The sequence below is a fragment of the Vibrio sp. SBT000027 genome (genome assembly GCF_963894355.1).
Taxonomy (GTDB): domain Bacteria; phylum Pseudomonadota; class Gammaproteobacteria; order Enterobacterales; family Vibrionaceae; genus Vibrio; species Vibrio splendidus.
The window spans coordinates 529,976-556,461 of the sequence record NZ_CAWQGD010000001.1 but is presented as its reverse complement, the minus strand read 5'-3'; the positions used below and the strand labels follow the sequence as shown (position 1 = coordinate 556,461).

Below are 26,486 nucleotides of genomic sequence, written 5' to 3'. Positions count from 1 at the left end.
CTCCTTAAAACGCATACTTGGCGTTAACGGTGAAGTAGCGGCCAGGTTCTGTGGAGTAGATTTTATTGCTGTTCGCAATACCCGCAACGTCTTGGTATCGGATGTATTCTTTGTCAAATAGATTCATCACATTGGCACTGACATCCAAGCCAAAGTTCCAAGAGTAACTTACCCCCAAGTCGACACTCGCCCAGCCAGAGGTGGTCGCACAGTCAGTAACGATACCTAAATCATCTTCACATTGAGGTACGTTATCCATCGCTTGCGCCCAATTAACCTGCGCATAAGCGGAGAAGGCGCTATCGTCATAAGCCACCTCGGCATTGCCTTCCCAAGGAGTTAGTGTGCGAACTTTTTCTCCATCCTCATCTTCTCCATCAACGTAGCCGACTTTAGTACTCACACTCCAAAAATCACTCAAACGATGCGCAATTGAAGCTTCAATGCCGTACGTCTCGACTCCATTTACGTTTTGATACTGCTTGTAGTAGTTACCTGTGTTTGAATCCGGCACAAATGTGATCTGTTTAACGTCGATAAAATTATCGAACTTCTGATAGAAAACGGCCGCATATAGCTGTGTTTGTCCATTATCAAACTTACTGCCTAATTCAAACGAATCACTGGTTTCGGCCTCTAGGTCCATATTCGGCACAATGACAAATGGGGTAATTGGGACAAAATCATGGTTCTGATAACCATAAATTTTGTCATAACCCGGTGCTCTAAAGCCGTGGTTGTACGAAAGGTATGTGTTGAGTGATTCTGTTAACTGATAACTCACCGATAAGCTAGGTGAGAACTCGCTAGAGCTTTGTTCCTTCACTTCGTAGCCATTGATCGTGCTCTGTGACTCAGGTTTCAACTGGTGTAAATCAAAACGGGCTCCTGCCGTCACAGTCCAATGGTCAATTTCAATCGCGTCACGAATAAAAGCAGCAAAGTTGTACGAGCGAGCCGGAGCAAAAGGAACATCTGCGTTAAGTGATACTCCGTTCCAGTCTAAAACAGAAGATTGACTTGGGCGCTCATGGAGGTTGGTTTCCATATTCACACCATATGACAAGGTATGGCTCATATTTTTATGTTGAAACGCACTAATAAAATCGGCGTTAGCACCAAGAAGCTGATCGGTGAAACCACGAACATCAATCGTTCTACGTAACTCGGAAACGTTGTTGTTGGTTCGAGACATCAAGCGATTTGTAGTGTCCTCATTAGTCATATCACGCCAATATATCTTGGCATCTAATTCCTCAAACCAAGTATTGGCAGGTAGGTACTCAAACCCCGCATACGCAGAAAACGTCTCGGTATAAGACTGTTGGTCAAAATCTTCAGTGTCCCATTTTCCGTCTTTTTGGATCTTAGAGGATCCTTCTTTTCGACTTAGATTATCTTTGTAGTACTCAACATTGCCTTTGAGCATCAAGGCATCACTTGACCAATAATTTAGAGTGTAACCACCACCGACGCCATCTATGTCTCGGCTATAGAGGTCCTCATCAAAGTTACGTGTTTCTTCACCTTCCCAATAAGAAAGGTTGACTAAGCTTTCGAATTTTCCTGAACGGAAAGCAAGGTTTGTCGCACCTTTGTATTTATTACTGATACCGGTATAGGTTGCAGATACGTCGCTGTAGAAATCTTTATCTCCGAGGTAATCTCCCGGTTTTTTTGTCCTAACAACCACCACGCCACCAATAGCGCCTGAACCATATACGGATGAACTCGCCCCTTTTATAACCTCAATACTTTCCAAGTTAGACATATCAAACGAGTTACGCCCTACCTTGTCATTGATGTCGTTGGCGCCAAAGCCATCAGCAGACTTTATTCCGTCTTTCACAATCAAAATCCGGTTGCCTGTCATCCCACGGATCGTAATGTTTTGAGGTCGACCAGCTCCCCCAGAAACACTGACTCCAGGCTCGCTCTTTATTGCGTCATAAAGCTCCGTTGCGCCTTTTCTTTCTAGATCTTCACCAGTAATCACGGCAACTGAGCCCGCGACTTCAGATAATGGTTGCTCTATTTTATTGGCTGTTACAATCACTTCTTCAAAGTGATAAACCTCAGATTCAGCGTGCACGAGGTTGGCAGCAAGTACACTCAGTACTGCCGCTGATAGGGGGGAAAGCTTCATTTACTGCTCCGCTTTAATGTCTTTCAGGGTAAGTGATAAAAGAAATGCGTACTCAAACGCTTGTTGCGATTGGGACTGTCGCCTGTCTGTCGAGTGTCCTTGAGTAAAATTTGTCGATAATAGGTAAGGGCCGCTTCCAGTCGTAAGTTCACTGAGTTTTGCGTAATACTTAGCCCCTTCCCAATAAGGTACGCGGCGGTCATTCAGGCCAACCTGAATCAATATTGGTGGGTAGTTTTGCTCGCTAAGATTCAGATAAGGGTCATATTGCTGCATTACCTTCAATTCATCGGCGATATTTGGGTTGCCCCACTCACCGTACTGCTGAGCCGTTAGAGGTAATGCAGAATCAGACATGCTGTTCACAACATCGACAAAGGGCACTTTAAGGACAGCACCGTCAAACAAGTCAGGAGCCTGATTTAAAGCTGCAGCAACAAGAGTGCCACCAGCACTTCCACCCATAGCATAAATAGGGCGCTTACCGAGATTGTATGCAGTCAAATCACGAGCAGCGGCGATGAAATCCAAGATGGCATTTTCTTTTTTAATTCCCTTACCTGCTTGATACCAAGCGTCACCATAGAAGCCACCACCTCGAACATGTGCAATCGCATAAATTACACCCTCATCAAGTAGGCTAATGGTTTGGGACATAAAGTAGGGCTTCATCGTCATGCCATAAGCACCGTATCCATACAAAAATACTGGAGAGGTCTTAGTCAATTTGTCTTTGCGATAAGCCAGTGTGACTGGAATCGTTACCCCACCAGAATTCACCATAACTTGCTCGGTTTGATACGCTGATTGTTGGTATTGAGGGTAATAGTCTTGAGAAAAGCGTTCTCGTTGTAAAGTATCAGTATTCAACCGGTCCCACTTCGCAGGCTGAGTCAAAGACATGCTGCGAATGTGCAATTTGTTACTTTGATAGTCGCCAACTTGGCTTACCCAAGCAACTTGGCCTGCGTCAGCCAATAACTGGCTTGAACGATAGCGATTGTCATTATCGAAGAAGTGCAAAGATTGAGACGCGCCACTCTGACTCACAACAACAGCGCCAGACTCAAACAAATAGAAGTTACTGATTCTAGATTCGTCCGTTGGTTCAAAAACCGTTCGCCAAAGGTTGATATGTGTAGCCTGAGTAAGTGGTGCAGAGTAAAAAGCAAAATCATTGCGCTCGTGATTACTGTTGGCAAACAACATAGAACCCGCAACATCAACGTAGTATTCCACTCCCGCTTTGCGTGGTAAAAGTGGTTCAGAAACTTCGCCGCTATCAAGGTTTAACAAACGTTGCTCGCTCGAGTTTTCACTGTTTGCCTGAACCACAGCAAATTGCGTATCACTAGAAAGGTAATACGAAAGCAACCAAGCGGAATCCAGCTCTTCCGTTAATTGAATCGGCTTTGACTCATTTAAGAAGTATTTTGTTAACGCATATGGTCTCGAAGTTTGTTGTTCGAGTTGAATCAAATATAGGGATTGACCGTCTTTCGACCACGCAAGCGAACTGTCTACATTTTGAGCTACTGATGTGACTTGCTGAGTTTTAAGATCAACAACACTCACTCGATACTGTTCAGTGCCCGTAATATCTTCTGCTATCGCGAGCTTGGTTTTAGTTGAGTCGAGCGCCCAATCACCTAACTGATAGTAATCATGTTCGGCAGAACGAGCATCAATGTTAAGCAACTCGGTCAAATCCTCACTCCCAACTAATCGGGACAACAAGGCTCTTTTGCCCTTGTGATTTAGGATCGCATACTCGTAACCACCGATTTCCTGCCATGGTTTATCGGCTCGTTCAGGGCGATTGTCTTGCCATTTCTGTTGTAGGGATTCACTCAGAGATCGAATACGTTCTTGATATAACTGAGTTTTATCATTCTGTTGATTAAGATAATTGAGTACTTTACTTGCACTACGAGAATCATCTCTGAGCCAAGAGAACTGATCAGATGCGCTAACCGCTCCCGTCAGTAAGAGCGCAAAAGCTAACAACACACACGCTTTCATAAATACAACAAATCCATACGCTAATTTAATAAATTTCGCGTATACTGCACCCAAACGATAATGAGATCAATTATCATTTACATAATTATGTGAGATTAATCACGAGAAGGGCATCAATTAATGATGGATTACTATTGTAATCATGGAAGGGATTTATATTTAGGTAAGCCAGATAAATCAGTCGATAGTGTTTAGTTCAATCACAAAATCCTCAATTAACAGAATAAGCAAACGTTTACTAAGTTTGTGAAGCGACTATCTCCACTAAGGCAATTTTGAAAATTTGGCTAACGTCGTTAGCTCAGCAAACCTTACCGACCGTTCTCAGCAGCTCTGATTCTTTCAATCGCTTCTACCCTTCTTAGCTGTTGTGGCTGGAAATGAGCTTCTCTAAGCTGGGCGATCGTCTCTTTTTGTTCAATTTCTGAGAGTGCTGAGTCATTCAAAATGTCATTTCGTTCAACAAAGTAAATTTCTAAAGCTCCTTCAAAGCTCTCTCTTTGTTGATCAAGCGCTTCGAGCCGCTGTGTCGCTTCTTCGCCGACCAGCTCATTTCTCTTCAAGTATTTGCCTTGTTCATCTAGACCTTCTGAACTGGATAGCTGTGGGAGTAATACCTGATTTTGATGGCTCGTTTGAACGTAATCTGGCTGTTCAGATAGATAATACTCAAGCCTTTGCTGATATTCCGGCTCGTCTAGCCCTTCTTGTTTCAGAAGTAACTTTTCTAAAGCGATTTCCCTCATTTTATTGTCATGGGTAAACAGGATACTTATCTCGCTCTCATTGAAAAATTGAGTTTGAAGGTCAAGCAGAGCTTGATTCAGTGCGCGTAAGTCCTCTGCGGATATTGATGTGGTGTCGAATTGCACGTCCAATGATGTCAGTGCCAATTTGTACTCAAGATATTTAGCGAACAATGCTTCATCGACCACCGCGGCTTGTGATTGCTCATGGTGTTTTGCCACATTGTCGCGAATATCTTCGAGGGTTAATTCGGTATTGCCGGAGACGAAATATTCCATCATGTCTTTGGCTGATGCGTTATCGATTTCGGTATCTTGTTGAGAGGCCACCTTCAATGAAGAAGCGCTTTGTTCGTTGTCACTATATGAATTTGGATCTTCCTTTTGTAGATACAAAAAGACCGCCGCTGTGCTCATCAGGGCTATCGTAGTTATCGACAAAATGGCGGTCTTTTTCATTATATTTTCCTTATGATCTTAACTTTTTGGCAGTGCGACTACAGGCCAGCCAACTTCAATCGATTGGCGTGTTGACGATATAACGTCACTGGATCGGTCTCAAAGAGGTGGTGGATACCCAACAAACCATTAATCTCGTCTAGGTGATTCATTTTGTAATCATCACCAATCACTTTGCCCAAATGCGCGCTGCATGCTCCCACTAAACCATCATTAGGTTCATTGAATGCTAAGCCAAGGATTGTCATCGCTCCGTCGGTAGGATCGAGAAGATTGGTGAAAGTGGAGGATCCTGTCCATGAATAATAATAAACACCGTTATTGGCTTGCCATTCACCATCACCACACTCAGACGTCGGAACGCCTTCAGGGTAAAACTGATTGAATGCAAGCGAACCTTCGGTGGTCAACGCTTCAAGGGAAGCAAGGCCATCTTGATCAAGATCCGTTCCGCCAGATAATAGGTTGATAAGCGTCGTCAATCCACCAGCCAACTTAACCGCAATGCCTTCCGCGGCTGAGCCTTCTGATACGGTTCCACGCACGAGGTCGGCGACTTTCGAGCCTTTATGAACACCACCAATGCTCGTCACCGAAGCAACCAAATCAGGACGTACTGATGCCACATAGCGCGCTGTTGGTCCGCCGTGGCTGTGACCAACTAGGTTCACCTTACTTGCCCCTGTCGCGGCTAACAGTGTTTCAACTTGAGCCAACAATTGCTCGCCACGTACTTCAGAGCTATTGGTCGCTGATACTTGCGCTACATAGACGCTCGCACCATCTTTGGTTAGGGATTCAGGTACGCCATAGAAGTAATCGACACCCGCTAATGTATCGAAACCAAACAGACCATGTACCAACATAATGGGGTATTTCGTTTGTGTGTATCCACTGACTTCTAATGCCGATGCGCTTGTTCCGGCATAAGCGCCAAAACTGGATAGACAGGCTATCGTCCAAATTAATATCTTTTTCAATGCTCTTTCCTTAAACAGATTAGACCTCTGATGAGTAAAAGAACCGTAGTTGATGATTTTATAAAACAGAAAATAGCAACTTGATATTTGTGATGTTGAACTTGAATTAAACAGTTGTGATGAACATTAGAAAAATAGAATCAGACCAAACGCCGAACCACAATAAGCTATTGATTAAATTAATATTTAACAAAAAACCATAAAGCTATAACTTCAATTATCTTGACCAAATAAAAACCAACATTCCCAAAATAATTTATCTCATTTAGATCTGCGGCGACAAACTGGCAGGTATCGCTCACTGAAATTAAATATTAATGATAAATCCCTCGCTTCGACTTGATTGTTTTTCAACCAGAAAGTCGTTGGAAATTTGATACTTATACCAATTATGAAACGCCAACAACCTGAATGTATTGACGAGAATTATTGATTCTAGATATAGGTCGTACCAGTTATTTACTTATCCACTTATCAACAAGCAAGAGGCAAGAGGCAACAAGAAATAGACAACAAGCAACAACGTTTTGTTTGGCTCACTAAATATCAAAGAGAATACAGTGATGAAAAATACGGCTTTAATACTCGCGTTAACCATACCATTTGGGGCTTATGCTGCAGATGACTCCATACCGACACCAGAATCGATGACATCCGCACAAGTGCTCAGTACACAAGGTTCTGAGACCTATTCTTATGTTCGATGTTGGTATCGAACCGATGCATCGCACGACTCTGCAGCCACCGACTGGAAGTGGGCGAAAAAAGAAAACGGCGACGATTACACGATCAACGGATATTGGTGGTCTTCTGTTTCTTTCAAGAACATGTTCTACAGTGATACCCCACAGTCTGAAATCAAACAGCGTTGCGAACAGACTCTCGGCATCCAACATGACGCCGCTGACATTACCTACTTTGCCGCAGACAACCGCTTCTCTTACAATCACTCCATCTGGACCAACGATAACGCTGTGCAAGCCAATTCCATTAATCGCATTGTCACTTTTGGTGATAGCCTCTCTGACACTGGGAACCTATTTAATGGCTCTCAATGGGTTTTCCCAAATGCAAACTCATGGTTTCTAGGGCACTTTTCAAACGGTTTGGTTTGGACCGAATATTTAGCAAAAGCCAAAGACGTTCCTCTTTATAACTGGGCCGTCGGTGGCGCAGCAGGTACCAATCAATACGTCGCACTGACTGGCGTCTATGATCAAGTCACCTCTTACCTAACCTACATGGAAGTCGCTAAAAACTACCGCCCAGACAACTCACTATTTACTCTAGAATTTGGCCTCAATGATTTTATGAATTACGACCGAGAAATCGCTGATGTGAAAGCTGATTTCAGTAGCGCTTTAATCCGATTAACGGAATCTGGTGCGAGTAATATCCTACTGTTTACATTGCCCGATGCGACCAAAGCGCCGCAATTCAAATACTCTACTGAGCAAGAGATCATTAAAGTTCGTGGCAAGATCTTAGAGTTCAACCAATTCATCAAAGCGCAGGCCGAGTATTACCAAAGCCAGGGGAAAAACGTGGTGTTGTTCGATGCAAGTGCGTTGTTCGCCAGCATTACCGATGACCCAAAACAACATGGCTTTCGAAACGCAAGTGACGCCTGTCTTGATATCAATAGAAGCTCAGCAGCAGACTACTTACGAAGCCATAGCTTGACTAATGATTGCGCAACCTATGGTTCAGACAGCTATGTATTCTGGGGCGTGACACACCCAACGACGGCTACTCACAAATATATTGCCGGTCATATTTTGGCGTACTCGTTCTCTACCTTTGATTTCTAACGAGGGAAACCTTGTCGAGTATCATCAAATGCCGTCTGTAAGTACCAGAAGCTAAGGGCTTACACGAAGTACAGGTACAAAAAAACCGCCATCATCGGCGGTTTTTATTTGCATCAACCTTTCAAAGCTAAGCTTTTAGGTCACGCATGTTGGTTACTCGTCGTCCACTTTTGGTGCGACTTTCTTCTTAGGGATAAACACGGTATCACCCACAGCCACATTTTGGTGGAAGCTCTTATCACGCTTAACCGGTTTCTTCGGCGTTTTCTTAACTTGGGTGCTGGTCTTCTTCTTCGCAGGTCCGCCTTTAGCAAAAGCAGGTTTACGAGGCTTAATACCTTTGAATTTACCTTTTAGACCTTCAAGCACAGAGAAAGTAAGATCTTGTTGAAGGTAAAGCTCAACACGCTTAAAGCTGTCCCAGTCTTTTGGACCAACCAAAGAGATTGCATCACCTTTGTTACCCGCACGACCAGTACGACCAACGCGGTGCACGTACTCTTCTGTATGCTTAGGCATATCAAAGTTGATAACGTGGCTTACGTTTGGAATATCGATACCACGCGAAGCAACATCGGTTGTTACCAAGATCTTGTAAACCGCACGCTCGAACTGGCTCATGATGGCATTACGTTGCGTTTGGTTTAGGTTGCCACTCAATGCAACGGCTTTAAGCTTCTTCTCGTTTAACTTATCCGTTAAACGATCAGTATCGGCACGAGTTGCAGTGAAGATCATCACCTGACGGTATTCAGCTTCTTCAATCACACGATCCAAGATCGCTTCTTTGTGATCGAGGTGGTCACACAGGTAGAACTTCTGAGTGATATCAAGGTGCTGCTCGTTAGAAACACCAACAGAGATACGCTTAGGTGCGTCTAGCATTTCATTTGCAATGCCATTCACTTCCGCGTGATCAAGCGTCGCAGAGAACATCAACGTTTGACGACGACGGTGCTTAGCTGCATTCGCAATGCGACGTAATTCAGGTGCGAAACCTAAATCCAACATACGGTCAGCTTCATCAAGGATTAGCGTTTCAACACCATCTAAAAACAGTGAGCGGTGCTCAAGGTGATCGGCCAGACGACCTGGAGTCGCAACAATAAAACGAGGGTACTTACGCAGGGCTTTAACCTGGTCGTTAAAGTTTTCACCACCCAAGATAAGTGTGGCTTCGTAAGACAGACCGCCAAGCATGCTACGCAGCTCGCCGTAAACTTGTTTTGCTAGCTCACGAGTAGGAGCCAAAATTACACCACGAGGATCTTTAGCAGAAAACGCTTTTGTTTTTAATGCTTTATGTATCATCGGCAACACAAACGCCAATGTTTTACCTGATCCCGTTTTTGATGAAGCCAATAGATCCTTACCAGCAATAGCAACAGGGATCGCTTTTGATTGGATCTCTGTCGCTTTCTTGAAGTCGTAATGTTTTAAGTTCTTCAGTAAGCGGTTATCTAAGCCTAAATCTTTAAAGTGCAAAGGACTCTCCAGTCATGATGGTATTGAATAAAATTAATTTAACGTGACATGATACCGCGAAAGTACTTTATAAGGATAGAGATCACAGTAAATTTATCCTTTTATCTGATGTTAACTAGAACATTGTATGCGTTGCTAACAAAGGGACCACTCTCCAAAGTAGTATCAAAACGACCTCGAAACCCCTCATCTCAGAATTGAGACAGAACGTGATGCTTAGCTAATTACCTCAAAAATTTAGCAATTTCTTTAGTTATTGTTTTTGCAGTTAAAAAATTAGTCGCTACAATCATTAATGAAGCGACTATATGATAAAAAATGTATAGCGCATCTTTTGATGATAAATAAGCAAGGAGTTCTTATGAATAAGACGTTAATCGCAGCTGCAGCCTCAGTATTTATTTTAGCTGGTTGTTCTTCAGAACCTGAAGAAGCAGCAGTATCAGAAATGGACCAACTAACTAACCAAGTTGCTGAGCTAAGCAGCGAAGTAGAAGCACTTAAGAGTGACAAAGCGGCTGCTGAAATGAAAGCTCAAGAAGCATCAGCTGCGGCTATGGCAGCAAAAGAAGAAGCGGATCGTGCTAACGACCGTATCGACAACATTGCTGAGTCTTACACTAAGTAATTGAGATAGAAACTCAATGAAGCTGTAGATTTCAAAAGACGTATATACATGCAGTAAATTGACAACACCACCTCTTTTAGAGGTGGTGTTTTTTTATTGAGGGGAAAGAAAAAGAAGGCTATTGGGCTTTACTCACAACCGATCAAATTAGAACTCAATCACAGGCGGTGCAATTTCAACAGGCACACCATTTTGAGCAAAGATGACTGCTTTGGCTTTTGAATTAGGAAGATCAGCGTCTTCAAGCCACCATTTTAGTTCAACAGGGATTTGCAGTAATTTCTTAGAGCCATCACTTCGCGTCAAAGGTTCGTGAGCTTCAACAAATACACTTCTATCGGGCTCTAGAGACACCTTAATCGGCTCATCGATTATTGTGACTTGTTCACCACGACTCACCTGTTCAAAAAGCCACTCAATATCTTTAGGTTCCATACGGATACACCCAGAACTGACTCTCAAACCTATCCCGAAATCTTTATTTGTACCATGTATCAGATAATCACCAGCACCATAAGCAAGTCGCAATGCATATTCACCTAAAGGGTTTTCAGGCCCAGCAGGAACCACTCTTGGTAACTCTATGCCTTTCTCTAAGTACTCTTTGCGAATTGAGTTTGGAGGAGTCCAAGTCGGGTTTGGACGTTTTTGGCTTATCTTTGTGATCATCTCGGGAGTATCACGCCCTACTCGACCGATACCGACAGGGAAGACATGCACCTGATTTTTCTCAGGCTCAAAGTAGTACAACCTTAATTCGGCAAGGTTAATCACAATGCCTTTTCTCGGAGTATCCGGCAGAATCAAACGGCTAGGAATGCTTAACACATAGCCTTCAGCAGGAAGAAAAGGATCGACCCCTTTGTTTGCCGCCATTAAAGAGAGAAAGCCAATATCGTATTGCTTTGCAATGATCGCCAAAGTTTCACCCGCCGCAACTTCGTGTTGCTGTATTCTGCCCACGATACGGCTTTCTGTTGGTGGCAACTCAAAAGTTGCAGCAGACACCCACGACGAAGTCATCGCGCCAGCAAGCAAAATGATTACCCGAGCAAGTAAAGCTGTTCTCACAGCAAACAAAGTCGTTCTAATCGTAATCAATGTGGATTTAACAGCAATCAATGCGGACTTAACAGCAATCAATGTGGATTTAACAGCGACCAACACTAGCTTATGTAACCTTGTTTTCGTCTGTAACTGTGTTTTCATCGAGTGCGAAGGCGTCGAGTTAGCGCAATACGACATACAATTCCTTGGTTTGTCTCTTTATCAAAGTTTAGATTATCGCTGATCAAACGTCTCTACAACGTATTGTTGTCTCCAAGGCAATATGCAACAGATTTAAATTTCGAGCTTTATCTTTAAATATCGAGCAATTTACCCATACAAAATCGATTGCCTTTACGCTTTCAACATATTTGGTTATCAATATTAATAAAACTATAATGGCAAAGCGGTTTTGTGACTAAAGTCTCATGGAGCCTCGTTTTAACTCGCTAATATTGCCTCAACAAAACGAATTCAATTCAACAGAATCGGTAATTGATTAAATCCTGTTCCTATCATTACCGTTTAAACTTTGGAGAACGACCATGGCTACACCTCATATTAATGCTCAAGCTGGTGATTTCGCAGAAACAGTACTTATGCCGGGCGACCCGCTTCGCGCAAAATACATTGCAGAAACATTCCTTGATGACGTGAAGCAAGTTTGTGACGTTCGCAACATGTTTGGTTACACAGGCACTTACAAAGGTAAGAAAGTTTCTGTAATGGGCCACGGTATGGGTATCCCATCATGCTGCATCTACGTACACGAGCTTATCGCTGAATACGGCGTGAAAAACGTTATTCGCGTAGGTAGCTGTGGTGCGGTACGTGACGACGTTAAACTAATGGACGTTGTTATCGGTATGGGTGCTTCTACAGACTCAAAAGTAAACCGCATTCGTTTCAACAACCACGACTTCGCTGCAATCGCTGATTTCGGTCTTCTAGAAGAAGCTGTAAACCAAGCACGTGCACAAGAAGTTCCAGTTAAAGTTGGTAACGTATTCTCTGCAGACCTTTTCTACACTCCAGAAGCTGACCTTTTCGAGAAAATGGAAAAGCTAGGCATCCTTGGTGTTGATATGGAAGCGGCTGGTATCTACGGTGTTGCTGCGGATCTTGGTGCTAAAGCACTAACCATCCTAACAGTGTCTGACCACATCATCCGTGGTGAGAAATTAAGCTCTGAAGATCGTCAAAAATCTTTCAACGACATGATGAAAGTTGCTCTAGAGACTGCAATCAACATCTAACGACTTGAATAAGATACATTGAAAAGCGTTACCCCGCAGCCAAGCTTACTTGGCTGCTCAAATAATCCCGAGGGGGAGATCGTGTCTAACGACAAGCTGCCAAAAGATGCGGATGGTTTGCAACTCAACTTTTGTAAAACATTGGCGTGTGACAACTTTGGCTTGAGCGATGCAAAACGGTATGTTTTGCAACACGCAAACCCTAAGCGTCCGGCGATGGTTTGTCGTGAATGTGGAGCTTTCCCCCCCTTACTTAACAATCGTGAAGTGTTAAGCGAACTTCATCGCCTAAGACAACTTCACAGCGATGGCCTTCCTGCTTGCCGCAATGATGATTGCGATAACTTTGGCCTATCGGTTCACACCCACAAACATCTTTATCATGCCTTCGGTTACAGCGGTGACAGGCAGCGTTATCGATGCAAAGACTGCCAATCAACCTTCGTTGACAAGTGGTCTGGATCCAATAAAAAACTTCAGTTTCAAGAGAACCTCATGGGCTTGTTGTTCATGGGCTATTCCGTACGTGAAATCTGCAGAAAACTAGAGATCAACCCAAAGACTTTCTATGATCATGTTGACCACATCGCGAGCCGTTGCCGTCGTAAATTAGCGATGATCGATGCACGATGGGTTAATCATGCCAAAGATTATCAATTCGCTTCTCACTATCAACGTCTACAACCGCAAAGCAACAATGGTGTGGTTTGGATAGCGACGGGTGAGGCGCATTCTGGCTATATCCTTTGCCAACACGTCAACTATTCTCAAAATGAAGAGCCTTCAGGGAATGTTGATCACAATCCTTACGATGACGTTGCGCGTTTTGTATCCAAAGATCACTCATCAGAAGCGAACCTCGAACAACCTCAGCCATCTGACAAGTTGAAAGAGCGTATTGAACAGCAGTACCAAGTGATTTTAGCGAGAGGTAACGTTGAGGATCCTATGGGTAACCTCACCACATTTAGCTACCCTTCGAAAGGCGCGCTGATTCGACCGCCTTATACCTCTTATGCTCACTTCCTACATGTGCTTGATATGTGTAATGAAGATAAGCATGTCGCTATCTATATGCCACAAGATCCATTACTAAGATCTGCCGCTTTAAGTGTATGTTTGCCGCGCATTCAGAGTCAAAATATTGACCTTATGTATGTAGAGGAAGATCCCGGCTGGCAAGACGATCAAAGTTTCGAAAAGATCGACATCGTTCACATGAGTTGGTGGCGCGATCGTTGGGCTATCGCAAATCAAGGTGATAACCAGAAAGGTATTTGCTACCTAACGGGTAACAATCCAGAACCAAAACAGTGGTTTAACACTGCCTCAATTCAGCAAACCAAGTTCTATCAACAACGCTTCCAGCTGTTATTTGATAGCTTCATCAATGAGCCCAGACGTAAGCTTCGTCCTGGGGGCATTCTTCCATTGCTCGACATATTTAGAGCTTGGCACAATCTGTGCTACCAAGATAAGCAAGGGCTCACGGCAGCGCAGCGCTTAGGTGTAGCAGAGCAGCCATTGACCCTAAAGCAACTACTTTCATAGAAACAGACCTCTAGATAATTATTCGGGAACTCATTGATTTTAAAGCAACAACATGAGGTAACACCCATAATTGGAAAAGATACATGTTCCTTTAAGGCCCTAAGAAAGATAATTGGTGCTTATCTCAAATCACACTCTTATAATGATTGTGTTATCAATATGTTCGATAATTATGGATCTAACTCTTGGACAAAAATCAGTACCTTCTTGAAACAGAACTAGAACAACTCAAAACTCGTGTCGACTCTGAGCCATCGGTGATCCTAGAGATTGCTCAACAGTGCCTAGTCCGATCGGAGCAAGTTCTGTTTGAAGAGGGTGCCATCCAGTCATTAATGTTAATGGCAAGGTGTAGCTGGAACCTGATGGATTACCAAAAAGGTTTGAAGTACATCAAGGAAGCCTACAAGCGCCAGAACCGATTAGATACCGACCTTTTCCTCCCTGAAATCCTCCATTTACACGCGCTCCAGTACTGGGGACAAGCCAAGTACTATTCCGCCCAACAGTTTTGGATCAATGCCTTAGAGCAATCTGCACTGGTTGATGAAGTCGAGATTCAAATTGAATGTCTCATTGGGCTTGGCAACATTTGGAGAATGACTCATGAATATAAGCTTGCACGTTCTACCCATCAGCTTGCCGTTAAAGTGGCTAACAACAGCCGCATTGGTTGGCTAGAGGGCAAAGCAAGAATACTGCTCGCTTGGGATTACTACCTGCTTAACAACTATGTTGAAATGCTGTCGGTACTCGACGGTGCAGAAGAAGCGTTAAAAGAGCATAAAGATAACACTTGGCATGCCGAAGTATGGGACTTTCGAGGCCTTGCTCTGCTTGGGCTTGAACGCCTAGATGATGCAGAGCGCGCGACAGCCAAAGCGCACAATCTAGCCGTAGAACATAACCTCGTTTGGATGAAAGCGCACTCTTACATCAGTCGAGCTCGATTGGAGCTCCTGAGAAAAAGACCAGAACATGCGGCAGAATTGCTGAAACTCGCTGAACACTCTGCAAATGAATTCGATAATGGTGAGTTGCTTAGCCAGATTTGTTACCAACAATCCTTGGTTGCAGAAGAAAACCAAGATTTCAAAGCTGCGTTGGTCGCCTTTAAAAAGTACCGTCAATATTCCATCGGTATGCTTAAAGAGCAAACTAATCGTGTCGGTTTAGACAAAGCGCGCAGTTCCAAGCGCCAGCTTGAACAGAGAGCACGAAAACTGATTAACCGTATTCGTGGCCAGCATGAGTACGATCCTGAAAAGCACCTCTCTTATGTCGTATCTGAAACCTTTTGGTGGGAGAAGTTGGTCTTATTTAAGACAGAACTTAAGCGTTCGAACCACAGCATCATTATGTTCCATCATGTCGATACCGATTACTTAGATGTCTGTACCGAGATTGCTCATACCTTGTGTAATCAAAACGACTTCATCGCTAGGCTGAGTTCAGAGCGTGTTGCTATGATGCTTTCAGAGAAAGGCGAAGCCGCAGAACAAACCTTCCAAACTCTCAGCACCATGCTAGAAATATATCCATGGCATAGAAAAGGATTAAAAGGTTCGAGACCTACCGTCAGCCTCAATGATATTTTGACGTTCCCGTTCACTCTTGAACAATTAGAAGAAGACGATGCTGAGGTAATAGAATAATGGAAACCCTATTACGCAAGATCACAGATGCTGGTTTAGACCCTTCATCGGTATCGGGTGAAGAAGCGATCATATTCTGGAACCACATTCGCCAGCACGTTTCGACCACGCAAACTGAGCAAGCGCACTGCTATATCATCAGCTCTGAGTACCGTGCCGAGTTACAACAAAATCAAACCAGTATCGAAGAACTCAGGTTTGCACTCGACCTACTCCACCTTCCTGTAGATATCGAAGACATTCTCACAGTAAAGACCAGCCTAAGCGACCGCTTAGTTGAAATTGGTGATTACACATCGGCACTGAATGAATTCGTCAGCTCATCGACAATTGCGGTTGAACACGGCCATATCGATGAATATGTATTGGCTATCTTAGGCATGGGCAACCTGTGTGATGCCTATGGTGATCACAACAGAGCTCTTCGCTATTACCAAAAAATCAGCAGTATAGACCACGCGATAAGCAGTCGCTCACTTCGCCTCAAATTCAAGCTGCATATGGTAGCAAGCCTACTTCTGCTCAACCGCATTACCGCGGCCAGCGATTTACTGAATGAGTGCGAAGAATTAAGTATTCTAGTGAGTGACAAGCTGCTCACAGCTCAAATATTGCTTTACCAGGCGAAAGTACTTCGTGCTAAGAAGAAATACCATGAAGCCTTACGTTGCCTATCAAAAGTTCAATACCCAGCCAACACCACTCAAGCAAGCTGGCTCGCGACCATGACTCGTCTCGAGTTAGCACATTGCCTAAGTGCAACCGGAAAGCAAGACTATGCGAGCATGATTTTGTCGAGCACAGACAAACGTGTAAAAGCCTACTCATCGCCAGTACTTGCAAAGCGTTTCTATGACTCTTTGAGTGACGTATGTATGAATCAGGGCCGTTTTCAAGAAGCTCTAAGCTATGAGAAAAAAGGTTACCGAATTGAAACGGATCTGATGAAGCAGATCCCGATCAGCGAACTTGGTGCAAGCCAACTACGCCGCCTATCGCGTTTTGAGTTACAACTCAAACTCATTCTCTCTGAACAAGAAAATAGAGAACTCAAAGAGACGACTGAACAACACAAGAATACAGTTGCTCAACTACAACAAGATGTTTTCACCGACCCACTGACCGGGTTACACAACCGTCGATGGTTAGATGTAAAACTAAAAGACCTGTTGCTTCACGAAGCACCTTTCGCCTTGATGGTTGTTGATATCGACCACTTTAAGTCTATCAATGATGAACTAAGCCACTTAGTGGGTGATAAAGCGATTGTCAGCGTTTCTCAAGAGCTGCGCTCATACTTTAAGTTTAGAGGCGCGTCATGTGTCAGATTTGGTGGAGAAGAGTTCCTCGTCATCCTTGAAAACACTGACCTTGCGAAAGCAGAAATGCACTCTGAAAATTATCGAGAGCGCATCTTCCAATTCGGATGGCATGAAATACTCGGAGAACGCGGTTTAACCGTGAGTATCGGTATCACTTTACATCGTGACGGAGAGAATACTCAGCGTACCTTCTACCGTGCCGATAAAGCGCTATACCGAGCTAAAGCCAACGGCCGTAATCAAGTGTGTACAGAGTAGTGGCATGTGACTCTATAGATCTGTAGGTCTGTAGGTCTGTAGGTCTGTAGGTCTGTAGCTAAGCCTGCATCTTATTGATAAAAGAACAGAGATATTCCAGCAAGGGCAGCAAGCGTCCCTATGACGCTTTGCTTTGACACCTTCTCCCCTTTCAGCGCATAAATCACCAAAATAAAGACCGGACTGGTCGCTATCAATGTTTGTGCAATCGCAGGATTGGCATTCTTCAATGCAACTTGCTGAAGCCACAATGCCAAAAAGGTTCCGACAAAGATTGCCCCTAATAACCAAAGTTTATCGAACTTGGTCATTTCCCATAAATCTCTTTTTATCGATGAATACGGCTTCTTTTCAACAAAAGGGATAATCAGCATTACTGCAAACACACCTATCGTGAGACGAATCAGTGCACCTAATAATGGTGGGATATCACCCGCCACTAACGCGTAATGAGAAATCACCACACCGGATGCCTGACAAACACTCGCCACAAGCCCATAACCAATGCCACCCCACTGCGCTTTGTCTTTAGAATCACCGCTCGTCGATTGTGATGGCTGGAAGACGACAAAAGTCACCGCTAGTGTTGTAATCACGACACCGAGCCAACTTTGTACTGTCAATACAGCGCCAAGAAACATGAGTGCCAGCACACCAGAAAGAGGTGGTGCTAAAGATTCCAGTAACAGCGTCTTATTGGCACCGATTCTTTTCAACGCCGCAAAATAGGCGCTGTCTCCAATCGCAATACCAATCACACCTGAAATTGCCAATATCAGAAAATGGTTGGTACTCAATTCAAATTCAGGCATCGGTATTAACGGCATGACCAACAGCATCATGCCAGAGGCTACTACACCCTTAACAATGTTCAATTGCATCGCAGAGAAGCGATGTCCAAATTGCCCATAGATCCATGTCGCACATGCCCACACAATTGCAGCGCCAATGGCCGCCAATTCACCTATATACATCCGTATTTATCCCTTGTGGTTATGCACGTCATTTAGAATCGTAGCTGTCATCATTTCAGCTGAAATACCAACCAGAAAGCCGAAATAGCCTCTTCAAACGCGATGAGATTTTATAAGATTCATCAATGCTTTTATTCGCATTAGAAGCGACAACACATTATTTTCAACTCGGTAAATCATTTTTATAACAATTACTTGGATGATAGCGTAGTATATTTATAACTAATATCTAACATTACAAGGATCTGTTATGTTTTTAGACTACTTTGCGCTCGGCTTACTTATTTTCGTAGCATTAGTAATCTTTTACGGCATCATCGTTATTCACGATATTCCCTATGAAATTGCGAAAGAACGCAATCACCCTCATCAAGATGCTATTCACGTCTCAGGCTGGGTTAGCCTATTCACCTTACATACTATTTGGCCATTTCTTTGGATTTGGGCAACATTATGGCGCAAAGATCGTGGTTGGGGCTTCGCTAAATTAGAAGAAGAACAACACGATATTCATCATCGCGTCGATATTCTCATCGATCAAGTGAGTACTCTTCAGGAAGAAATCGCACAGCTCAAGCAAGCAGGTGCTGAGCAAAGCAGGCCAGAGAAAGAGACAAACAACGTTCAAGATCAGGAGGCTAAGTAATGGATTTACTGCTGATAATGACCTATGCGGCGCTTTGTATCACCATTTTCAAGGTGTTCAATATACCGCTAAATAAATGGACAGTACCTACTGCCGTACTTGGAGGTGTGATCATAGTAGGTACCCTAATTCTACTAATGAACTACAACCATCCATTTACACAAATCGGTAACCAAGTTTACTCAACAACGCCAGTCGTTTCAGGCGTTAGGGGTAAAGTTATCGAAGTGCCAGTAGAAGCAAACAAACCTCTGAAGCAAGGGGATATTCTTTTCAAAATAGACCCAGTTCCATTCGAAGCTGAAGTCGCAAGGTTAGAAGCCAAGGTAAAAGAAGCAAGCCAAGGTGCTCTTGGAATGGAATCTGAAGTGGTTGAAGCAGAGGCTGCAAAAATCAAAGCCATCGCAGAAAGAGATAAAGCGCAACGTGAGTTTTCTCGTTACAAGCGCGGTTACGACAGTGGCGCTTTTACCGAGCAGCAATTGGATACCCGCAGACAAGCTTACAAAGCATCGGAAGCGGCCGTGAAAGTGGCAGATGCAAACCTAGAACAAACAAAGATCGCCTTGAACTCTGAAATAGGTGGCGAGAATACAGCGGTTTTAAGCTTATTGGCTGAATTACGTAAAGCTCAGTTTGATTTAGAACAAACCGTGGTTCGAGCTCCCACTGACGGATACGTTACGCAACTAGCATTACGCCCAGGTGTAATGGCAGTTCCACTTCCTTTAGCTCCCGTGATGACGTTTGTTCACACAGAGGAGCAGTTCTATACCGCTGCATTTAGACAGAACTCCTTACAACGCCTACAACCGGGTTACGAAGCTGAGTTCCTGTTTAGAGCATTGCCAGGAAAAATATTTAAAGGACGTATTGATGAAGTGATTCCAGCTATTGGTGAGAGCCAATTCCAAGCTAGAGGCGCGCTTCTAGGTACTGACGCATTACGTACCAGTGGTCGTGTGTTTGTTAAATTAAGCATCACTGATGATCTGTCTGACTACCATTTACCTATGGGTACCGCGGTTGAAGTTGCCGTTTATTCTGACAGCTTCACTCACGTGTCTATCATGCGTAAGGTCCTTATTCGCATGAAGAGTTGGCAAAACTATCTATATCTGGACCACTAAATGGTCGTAGATATGCGACGAACCCACTTAACACATTGTTAAGACGAATGAAAAAGCCAGACCCGCTCTGGCTTTTTTGTTGCTTGATTAACCGTAAAATTGCGCTTTTTACACGATATTTAGGTGTTCAGATGGAATTTTAGACATCTAGACACTTACCTTCCCTTATGGAAGGGTTCTACTGTATAATGCGCGCCTTATTTTTTATATTTGCCCAAAAAACGTTCTCATTGAGACGCATATTAATAATGGTGAATATTCGTTCTTTATTAAGCTTTATCTTTCAGTATTCGAGGTTATCTATGAACTTTTCAGCTAAAACAGTGGTCGTTATCGCCATTGGCGCGGCACTGTACGGCATTGGTGGTTTACCTATGTTTGGTGTCCCAGTGTTTGCGAACACGACATTGAAACCAGCGATGGCAGTCCTAGCACTTTTTTCTGTTTTGTTCGGCCCAATTGTTGGTTTCTTAGTTGGCTTTATCGGTCACTGGGTAACGGATCTGTTCGCAGGCTGGGGCGTGTGGTTAACCTGGGTTTTAGGCTCAGGTATCGTAGGTATGGTTATCGGCTTATTCCCTATGATGACTAAGAACCGTCTTCAACAAGGCGAACTGCCAATGAAAGATTTTGTATTGTTCGTGATACTGGCCCTTGCAGGTAACGTTGTAGGCTATGGCTGCTCTGCGTTCCTAGATACTATCTTATATGCAGAACCGTTTACTAAAGTCTTCACTCAACTGTCTATCATCGCAGCGGGTAACACCGTTCTGATCGCTGTTGTGGGCTTCCTGATCCTAAAATCAGTCGCTAAACGCAACAAACAAAGCCGCAACCTGACTGAGGCATAAGCGATAATGACTATAGCATTTTCGAACTTCTCTTTTAGATATGAGTCGCTGGATAAACCGACGCTAAAAAATATCAATCTAAGGATAGAGAAAGGAGAGAAAATCGTCATTATTGGACCAAGTGGCAGTGGTAAATCTACCCTAGGTCAATGTCTCAATGGCCTAATACCTCATGCAATTAAAGGTGAGGTAACTGGCTCTTTAGAGATCAACGGCAAGAATATCTCTGAATTTTCGATGCACGATTATACCGAACAAGTCGGCACGGTATTGCAAGATACTGACAGCCAGTTTGTGGGTTTGAGTATCGGTGAAGATATTGCTTTCGCATTAGAAAACCAGTTGATGTCGAACATTGACATGTACCCGTTAGTTAAGTCGACTGCAAAAATGGTTGACCTAGCGGACATGCTTGAGCGCTCTCCTCATGATCTATCTGGTGGTCAAAAACAGCGAGTATCGTTAGCGGGTATCTTAGTTGATGACGTTGATATCTTGCTGTTTGATGAGCCTTTAGCAAGTCTTGACCCTAAGACAGGCAAGGCGACCATCGAGATCATTGACCAACTGCATAAAGAAACCAACAAAACCATCGTGATTATCGAGCATCGCCTCGAGGATGTCCTACATCGTGATATCGATCGTGTGATCTTAATGGAGCGCGGTGAAATCGTCGCGGATATGACTCCCGATGAAATTTTAGCGTCTAAGTTACTTGATACGCACGGTATTCGTGAGCCTCTTTACTTATCTGCGCTTAAAGCGGCGAAAGCCCCACTAACCTGCGAAGATAAGCTGTCAAACCTCAAAGCTTTGGATTACAAAAGGTTCCGCCCAGCAGTTCAAGCTTGGTTTGCTGACCGCCCTGCCCCAGCTGCAGAAAAGCAGTATCAGCCTTTACTCGAAGTTCATGGTCTGACTTATTCTTACGACGGCGAGAAGAACGCACTCGAAGATGTGAGCTTCAAGATTGGCAAAGGCGAGTTTGTTTCGATTCTGGGCAAGAACGGTTCGGGTAAATCTACCATCACCAAACTCATCATGGGTGTGATCGATGCCGATTCAGGCTCTTCCTATCTAAATGGTGAAGACTTATCTGAGCTTTCTATCTTCGAAAGAAGCCAAAAGGTCGGTGTAGTAATGCAGAACCCAAATCATATGATTTCGCATCATATGATTTTTGACGAGATTGCTTTTGGTCTTCGTAACCGTGGCGTTGCAGAAGATGAGGTCAAAGAAAAAGTTGAAAACGTTCTTGAGCTGTGTGGGCTGAGTAAGTTCCGTCACTGGCCTATCGAAGCTTTGAGCTACGGTCAGAAAAAGCGTGTAACCATCGCTTCTATCTTAGTGTTGGAACCTGAACTCCTCATCTTGGATGAACCAACAGCAGGCCAAGATTACCGAAACTACACGTCAATGTTGGCGTTTATCCAAAAGCTTAACCGTGATTTAGGTATTACTGTGGTGATCATCTCACACGACATGCATCTCGTTCTAGAGTACACCACACGTTCAATCGTAATCGCAGACAGCAAGTTGATTGCCAATGCCGCCATGACGGAAGTGTTTAGTCAGCCATCGCTTCTAGAACGTGCAAACCTCTGTACCACCAGTATTTATGAACTCGCGACTATGATGAAAATCGACGATACCAATGCGTTTATGCAGTACTTCATCGACTACGAGAGAAGTTCTCTATGAACGCATCAAAAGTAAAATTCGGCATCAACTACATTGATACCAAATCCCCTCTGCACGCATTGAATGGCATCACGAAATTTGCACTCTTCTTAGCTTGGGTAACCGTGGTATTGACTACGTTCGACCTGAGATTGATTACGCTGCTTATTATGACTGGTTTATACCTATTAAAGCTCACCAATGTGCCTATACGCGTGTATAAACCTTTGTTATTAGGTACGGCGAGTGTCTTAAGTCTAAATGCTTTATTCATGTTCCTGCTTGCTCCGCAGCAAGGCACTGAGCTCATCGGTGGCGAAACTGTATTACTGACATTGCCGGGTAACTACTCGTTGAGCCAAGAGACTCTATTTTACTTAGTCACGGTCACGCTCAAGTACATGAGTATGTTCCCGATAGCGTTAATATTCGTATTCACTACGCACCCGACTGAGTTTGCCGCGAGCCTCAACCGTATCGGCGTTCCGTACAAGATCGCCTATGCGGTAAGCTTGACGCTGCGTTACTTGCCAGAAGTTAAGAAGGACTTCATCAATATCATGCATGCTCAGCAAGCTCGTGGTGTAGAACTCTCGAAGAAAGCGCCCCTAATAACTCGAATCAAAAACGTGGCTAAGGTTCTAGGGCCGCTCATTTTCTCTAGCTTAGACCGCGCAGACGAGATCTCTAACGCAATGACGTTACGAGGTTTTGGCCGACACAAAGCGCGCACTTGGTATAGCTATGCACCTTTGAAACGTATCGACTTTGTTTGTTTGAGTGTCATTGCTTTTATTGTGGTGTTGGCCATAGCGAAACGCATTCTTGAACCTGAATTGTTTTGGTATCCATTCTAAGTTTTAATTTACCACATACAAACAACGACTTAAAATAACACACCGCTCAATAGGGCGGTGTTTTTATGTGTGCCAAGATCTGATTAACAATTGAACCAATAACTCAATACTGACTATTTTTGACGATAAACTGACCGTTTACTTACGTCTTTGGTTTGAAATCTAATTTAGAAACTCTTAATATACACGTTTACAGAATGTTACACTCAATAGAGATTTGTAATGGCTCGAATTACTCAAGTACAGAAACTAGAAAATCAAAAGCACTACGATGAGATCGTACTAAACCTTTTTCTGGCTGAAGGACATGAAGCACTAACTTATGCAAGGATTGCTCAAGAAATTGGCATTAGTTTGACGACGCTTCAGGGCTATTATCCATCGACCCGCGCTATCCGATCAGCGTTACACCAACACATGCTATCAATTGTTATAGAGAATCTAGAGTTCTCATCGGAAGAAGTATTCATTCAATCTTGGCAAAACGCTCTAGATAATGATCAATTTCGATTCGTGATCAAATTGATGTTTTTCCATGCCTCCCAGGTCAAGAGCCCTGAACAGTTTAACATCAGTTCAGATGGTCAATTCCGCGAGATAATGTTTAATAGCTTTGGGCTTGATACCGTTCGAATCCTTGAGACTGTCGTAGGACGTTCAATGTTCTATCTCACGAACTTCAAGCAGCATTAAACCAAGCGTTAGAAATACAAAAATGGGAGCCTTTCGGCTCCCATTTTCTTTTTAGTTATCGCTTATTTCAACTTATAGACCTAATTTAGCTTGTAAAAAACGGTCGATAACGGTGGTAAACGCAGCTCAATCGATGTGTCTAAGCCTTCGCTTGCTATTGATTCAACCTCAGCAACCTGCTTTACTTCAAAACCGCTGCCTGCGTAATCAGCCGAGTCAGTATTCAGCAATAGCGAGTACTGGCCTTGGGCTGGAACACCTAAGCGGAAACGCTCATGAGGAACAGGCGTAAAGTTAGAAACAACCAACACGCGTTCACCCGACTCACTAATACGTTCATGAGCTAAGATACTCGCTTCAGCTGAATCCTGTAGACGCCATTCAAAACCTTTCGGGTCGAAATCAAGATCATGCATTGCAGCTTCAGAACGGTACAGGTTGTTCAAATCTTTCGTTAAGCGCTGAACGCCTTGATGACGTTCATAATCTAGCAAGAACCATTGCAGTTGATCATCATGGTTCCATTCCGCCGTCTGACCAAATTCAGCACCCATGAAGTTCAGCTTCTTACCTGGCTGCGCGTACATGTAACCCATGTAAGCACGTAGATTTGCCGTTTGCTGCCACTCATCACCAGGCATTTTTTCGTGAATAGATCCTTTACCATAAACCACCTCATCGTGAGATAGAGACAATACATAGTTCTCACTGTGTGCATAAACTAATGGGAAGGTAATTGTATCGTGGTGATATTTACGATTGATTGGATCTTCTTGGATGTAAGACAAACTATCGTGCATCCAACCCATGTTCCACTTAAATCCGAAGCCTAAACCACCCATAAAGGTTGGGGCTGAAACACCAGGGAAAGCCGTCGATTCTTCAGCAATCGTCATCGCATTCGGGAAGTGCTTGTAAACTTCTTCGTTCATCCACTTAAGGGTTGCGATGGCATCGTAGTTTTCGTTACCGCCGTCTGCGTTCGGAATCCATTGATCATGGCTACGCGAATAATCGAGGTACAACATCGAAGCAACCGCATCAACACGAATGCCGTCGATATGGAATTGTTCGAACCAGTACAGTGCGTTTGCAACCAAGAAACGACGCACATGCTCTTTGCCTAAATCGTAAATGTACGAATTCCAATCTTGATGCCAACCACGACGTGGATCTGGGTCATGGAACAAAGGTGTTCCATCAAAATTGGCTAAGCCGTGATCATCACTAGGGAAGTGCGCTGGAACCCAATCCAGAACAACACCTAAACCAGCTTGGTGACATTGATCGACGAAGAATTTGAAGTCATCAGGAGAGCCAAAACGACTCGTTGGTGCGAACAAGCCTATTGGCTGATAGCCCCAAGAACCGTAAAACGGATGCTCTGAAACCGGCATCAACTCTACATGCGTGTAACCCAAGTCCGTTAAGTATGGGATCAATTCAGCAGCAAGTTCACGGTAGTTTAAGAATTCCCCTTCAGCGTTACGCTTCCAAGAACCAGCGTGCAGTTCATAGAACGAAAGTGCTTCTTTACGCTTTTGCGTTACTGGGCGATTCTGCCACTGAGTATCTTGCCATTCGTAACGAGCGTGATCGTAAGTCACAGAAGAAAATGAAGGGTACTGCTCAGAGTAAAAACCCCATGGGTCAGCTTTGTGTGGTAAGCCTTCGCCATCAGGTCCTTTTAATTCAAACTTGTATTGAGCGCCTTCTTCCAGTTCAGGAATGAATAGGCCCCACATGCCATAATCTAAGCGTTGCATTGGATGACGACGACCATCCCAAGCGTTGAAGTTGCCCACTAAGCTTGCCGCTGTTGCATGCGGTGCATACACCAAGAAACGCGTACCTGAAATCGTCTGTCCATCACGCTCTAGCGTAATAAACTGAGCCCCCATGTGATGATACATATCTTTAGGTGTATGGAGATCTTCATAACTCGCGTACAGATCGTGGTACTGGTATGGATCATCGATGATCTGCTCGACTCCAGCCCAATCAACCGCGAGCTTGTAGTGAGTAAAACGTAAATCTCTCTCTTGCTTAAGAATGAAACCACTTTCACCCTCTCGCGCTAACTCAATACGAGGTTCCTTTCCAACAATCAACTCGACTTTATTTGCCCCAGGAATCCACACACGTAATGCACCTTGCTCAGAAGGTAGGTATGGCCCTAAAAACGCAAATGGGTCAGTGAAACAAGCCTGTGATAGTTGGGTATATATTTGTTTTTGCTTTGAAATCGAACTTAGTTCCAAAACGCTTCTCCCTAACCAAACATCCAAA

Annotated in this window: 20 protein-coding genes; 12 read left to right on the top strand and 8 right to left on the bottom strand. The window is 43.8% G+C overall.

Annotated elements, in window-relative coordinates; all coding sequences use genetic code 11:
• Nucleotides 1-4: 4 nt before the first annotated feature.
• From AACU28_RS02350 to AACU28_RS02335, 4 genes are all read right to left on the bottom strand, one after another.
• Nucleotides 5-2,146: a TonB-dependent hemoglobin/transferrin/lactoferrin family receptor gene (locus AACU28_RS02350; RefSeq protein WP_121602260.1), complete on the bottom strand. Its 2,142-nt coding sequence runs from the start codon at nt 2,144-2,146 to the stop codon at nt 5-7.
• Nucleotides 2,147-4,168 carry a prolyl oligopeptidase family serine peptidase gene (locus AACU28_RS02345; protein WP_121602259.1) on the bottom strand — a complete coding sequence of 674 codons (2,022 nt, stop codon included), beginning with the start codon at nt 4,166-4,168 and terminating at the stop codon, nt 2,147-2,149. It abuts the gene before it with no gap.
• Nucleotides 4,169-4,479: 311 nt separating this feature from the next.
• Nucleotides 4,480-5,373: a lipase secretion chaperone gene (locus tag AACU28_RS02340; RefSeq protein ID WP_121602258.1), complete on the bottom strand. Its 894-nt coding sequence runs from the start codon at nt 5,371-5,373 to the stop codon at nt 4,480-4,482.
• 38 nt (nt 5,374-5,411) lie between these two features.
• Nucleotides 5,412-6,353 (bottom strand): lipase family alpha/beta hydrolase, encoded by a 942-nt coding sequence (locus AACU28_RS02335; RefSeq protein ID WP_017086552.1) that lies wholly within the window; start codon nt 6,351-6,353, stop codon nt 5,412-5,414.
• Nucleotides 6,354-6,916: 563 nt separating this feature from the next.
• Here AACU28_RS02335 and AACU28_RS02330 point away from each other — a divergent pair.
• Nucleotides 6,917-8,164 carry an SGNH/GDSL hydrolase family protein gene (locus AACU28_RS02330; RefSeq protein ID WP_121602257.1) on the top strand — a complete coding sequence of 416 codons (1,248 nt, stop codon included), beginning with the start codon at nt 6,917-6,919 and terminating at the stop codon, nt 8,162-8,164.
• A gap of 153 nt (nt 8,165-8,317) precedes the next feature.
• Here the strand turns inward: AACU28_RS02330 and AACU28_RS02325 are convergent, their stop codons facing one another.
• Complete coding sequence (locus AACU28_RS02325) at nt 8,318-9,649, bottom strand: DEAD/DEAH box helicase (RefSeq protein ID WP_004732064.1); 1,332 nt, start codon at nt 9,647-9,649, stop codon at nt 8,318-8,320.
• A 361-nt stretch (nt 9,650-10,010) separates the two neighbouring features.
• On the opposite strand from AACU28_RS02325, the gene AACU28_RS02320 reads away from it, so the two are divergent.
• Nucleotides 10,011-10,277 (top strand): Lpp/OprI family alanine-zipper lipoprotein, encoded by a 267-nt coding sequence (locus AACU28_RS02320; protein ID WP_004732066.1) that lies wholly within the window; start codon nt 10,011-10,013, stop codon nt 10,275-10,277.
• A gap of 147 nt (nt 10,278-10,424) precedes the next feature.
• Here AACU28_RS02320 and AACU28_RS02315 read toward each other — a convergent pair whose 3' ends face one another.
• Nucleotides 10,425-11,522 carry a L,D-transpeptidase family protein gene (locus tag AACU28_RS02315; RefSeq protein WP_121602256.1) on the bottom strand — a complete coding sequence of 366 codons (1,098 nt, stop codon included), beginning with the start codon at nt 11,520-11,522 and terminating at the stop codon, nt 10,425-10,427.
• Between the two features lie 347 nt (nt 11,523-11,869).
• On the opposite strand from AACU28_RS02315, the gene deoD reads away from it, so the two are divergent.
• The 4 genes from deoD (at nt 11,870) to AACU28_RS02295 (ending at nt 17,366) form a co-directional block, all read left to right on the top strand.
• Nucleotides 11,870-12,580 (top strand): purine-nucleoside phosphorylase, encoded by a 711-nt coding sequence (gene deoD / locus AACU28_RS02310; protein WP_004732072.1) that lies wholly within the window; start codon nt 11,870-11,872, stop codon nt 12,578-12,580.
• Nucleotides 12,581-12,661: 81 nt separating this feature from the next.
• Nucleotides 12,662-14,131, top strand: coding sequence for a lactate dehydrogenase (locus AACU28_RS02305; protein ID WP_029222154.1), 1,470 nt, complete (start codon nt 12,662-12,664; stop codon nt 14,129-14,131).
• A 185-nt stretch (nt 14,132-14,316) separates the two neighbouring features.
• Nucleotides 14,317-15,786: a hypothetical protein gene (locus AACU28_RS02300; protein WP_017090319.1), complete on the top strand. Its 1,470-nt coding sequence runs from the start codon at nt 14,317-14,319 to the stop codon at nt 15,784-15,786.
• Nucleotides 15,786-17,366 (top strand): GGDEF domain-containing protein, encoded by a 1,581-nt coding sequence (locus AACU28_RS02295; RefSeq protein ID WP_121602255.1) that lies wholly within the window; start codon nt 15,786-15,788, stop codon nt 17,364-17,366. Before AACU28_RS02300 ends, AACU28_RS02295 begins: the two co-directional genes overlap by 1 nt.
• A 71-nt stretch (nt 17,367-17,437) precedes the next feature.
• On the opposite strand, the gene AACU28_RS02290 is transcribed toward AACU28_RS02295, so the two are convergent.
• The gene (locus tag AACU28_RS02290; RefSeq protein WP_121602254.1) at nt 17,438-18,340 is read right to left on the bottom strand and encodes a DMT family transporter; all 903 of its coding nucleotides are present in this window, start codon (nt 18,338-18,340) and stop codon (nt 17,438-17,440) included.
• 250 nt (nt 18,341-18,590) lie between these two features.
• On the opposite strand from AACU28_RS02290, the gene AACU28_RS02285 reads away from it, so the two are divergent.
• The 6 genes from AACU28_RS02285 to AACU28_RS02260 all read left to right on the top strand — a co-directional run bounded on the left by AACU28_RS02285 (nt 18,591) and on the right by AACU28_RS02260 (nt 24,197).
• Nucleotides 18,591-18,986, top strand: coding sequence for a DUF3302 domain-containing protein (locus AACU28_RS02285; RefSeq protein WP_121602253.1), 396 nt, complete (start codon nt 18,591-18,593; stop codon nt 18,984-18,986).
• Nucleotides 18,986-20,116 carry an HlyD family secretion protein gene (locus AACU28_RS02280; RefSeq protein WP_108151803.1) on the top strand — a complete coding sequence of 377 codons (1,131 nt, stop codon included), beginning with the start codon at nt 18,986-18,988 and terminating at the stop codon, nt 20,114-20,116. The genes AACU28_RS02285 and AACU28_RS02280 overlap by 1 nt, the downstream gene beginning before the upstream one ends.
• Nucleotides 20,117-20,418: 302 nt before the next feature.
• Nucleotides 20,419-20,967 (top strand): ECF-type riboflavin transporter substrate-binding protein, encoded by a 549-nt coding sequence (locus AACU28_RS02275; RefSeq protein ID WP_004732085.1) that lies wholly within the window; start codon nt 20,419-20,421, stop codon nt 20,965-20,967.
• A 6-nt stretch (nt 20,968-20,973) separates the two neighbouring features.
• Nucleotides 20,974-22,668 (top strand): ABC transporter ATP-binding protein, encoded by a 1,695-nt coding sequence (locus AACU28_RS02270; RefSeq protein ID WP_108185199.1) that lies wholly within the window; start codon nt 20,974-20,976, stop codon nt 22,666-22,668.
• Complete coding sequence (locus AACU28_RS02265; RefSeq protein ID WP_108185198.1) at nt 22,665-23,504, top strand: energy-coupling factor transporter transmembrane component T family protein; 840 nt, start codon at nt 22,665-22,667, stop codon at nt 23,502-23,504. Before AACU28_RS02270 ends, AACU28_RS02265 begins: the two co-directional genes overlap by 4 nt.
• Before the next feature lie 222 nt (nt 23,505-23,726).
• Nucleotides 23,727-24,197 (top strand): TetR/AcrR family transcriptional regulator, encoded by a 471-nt coding sequence (locus tag AACU28_RS02260; RefSeq protein WP_004732091.1) that lies wholly within the window; start codon nt 23,727-23,729, stop codon nt 24,195-24,197.
• 80 nt (nt 24,198-24,277) lie between these two features.
• Here AACU28_RS02260 and glgB read toward each other — a convergent pair whose 3' ends face one another.
• Nucleotides 24,278-26,458: a 1,4-alpha-glucan branching protein GlgB gene (gene glgB / locus AACU28_RS02255; RefSeq protein WP_121602252.1), complete on the bottom strand. Its 2,181-nt coding sequence runs from the start codon at nt 26,456-26,458 to the stop codon at nt 24,278-24,280.
• Between the last annotated feature and the right edge of the window lie 28 nt (nt 26,459-26,486).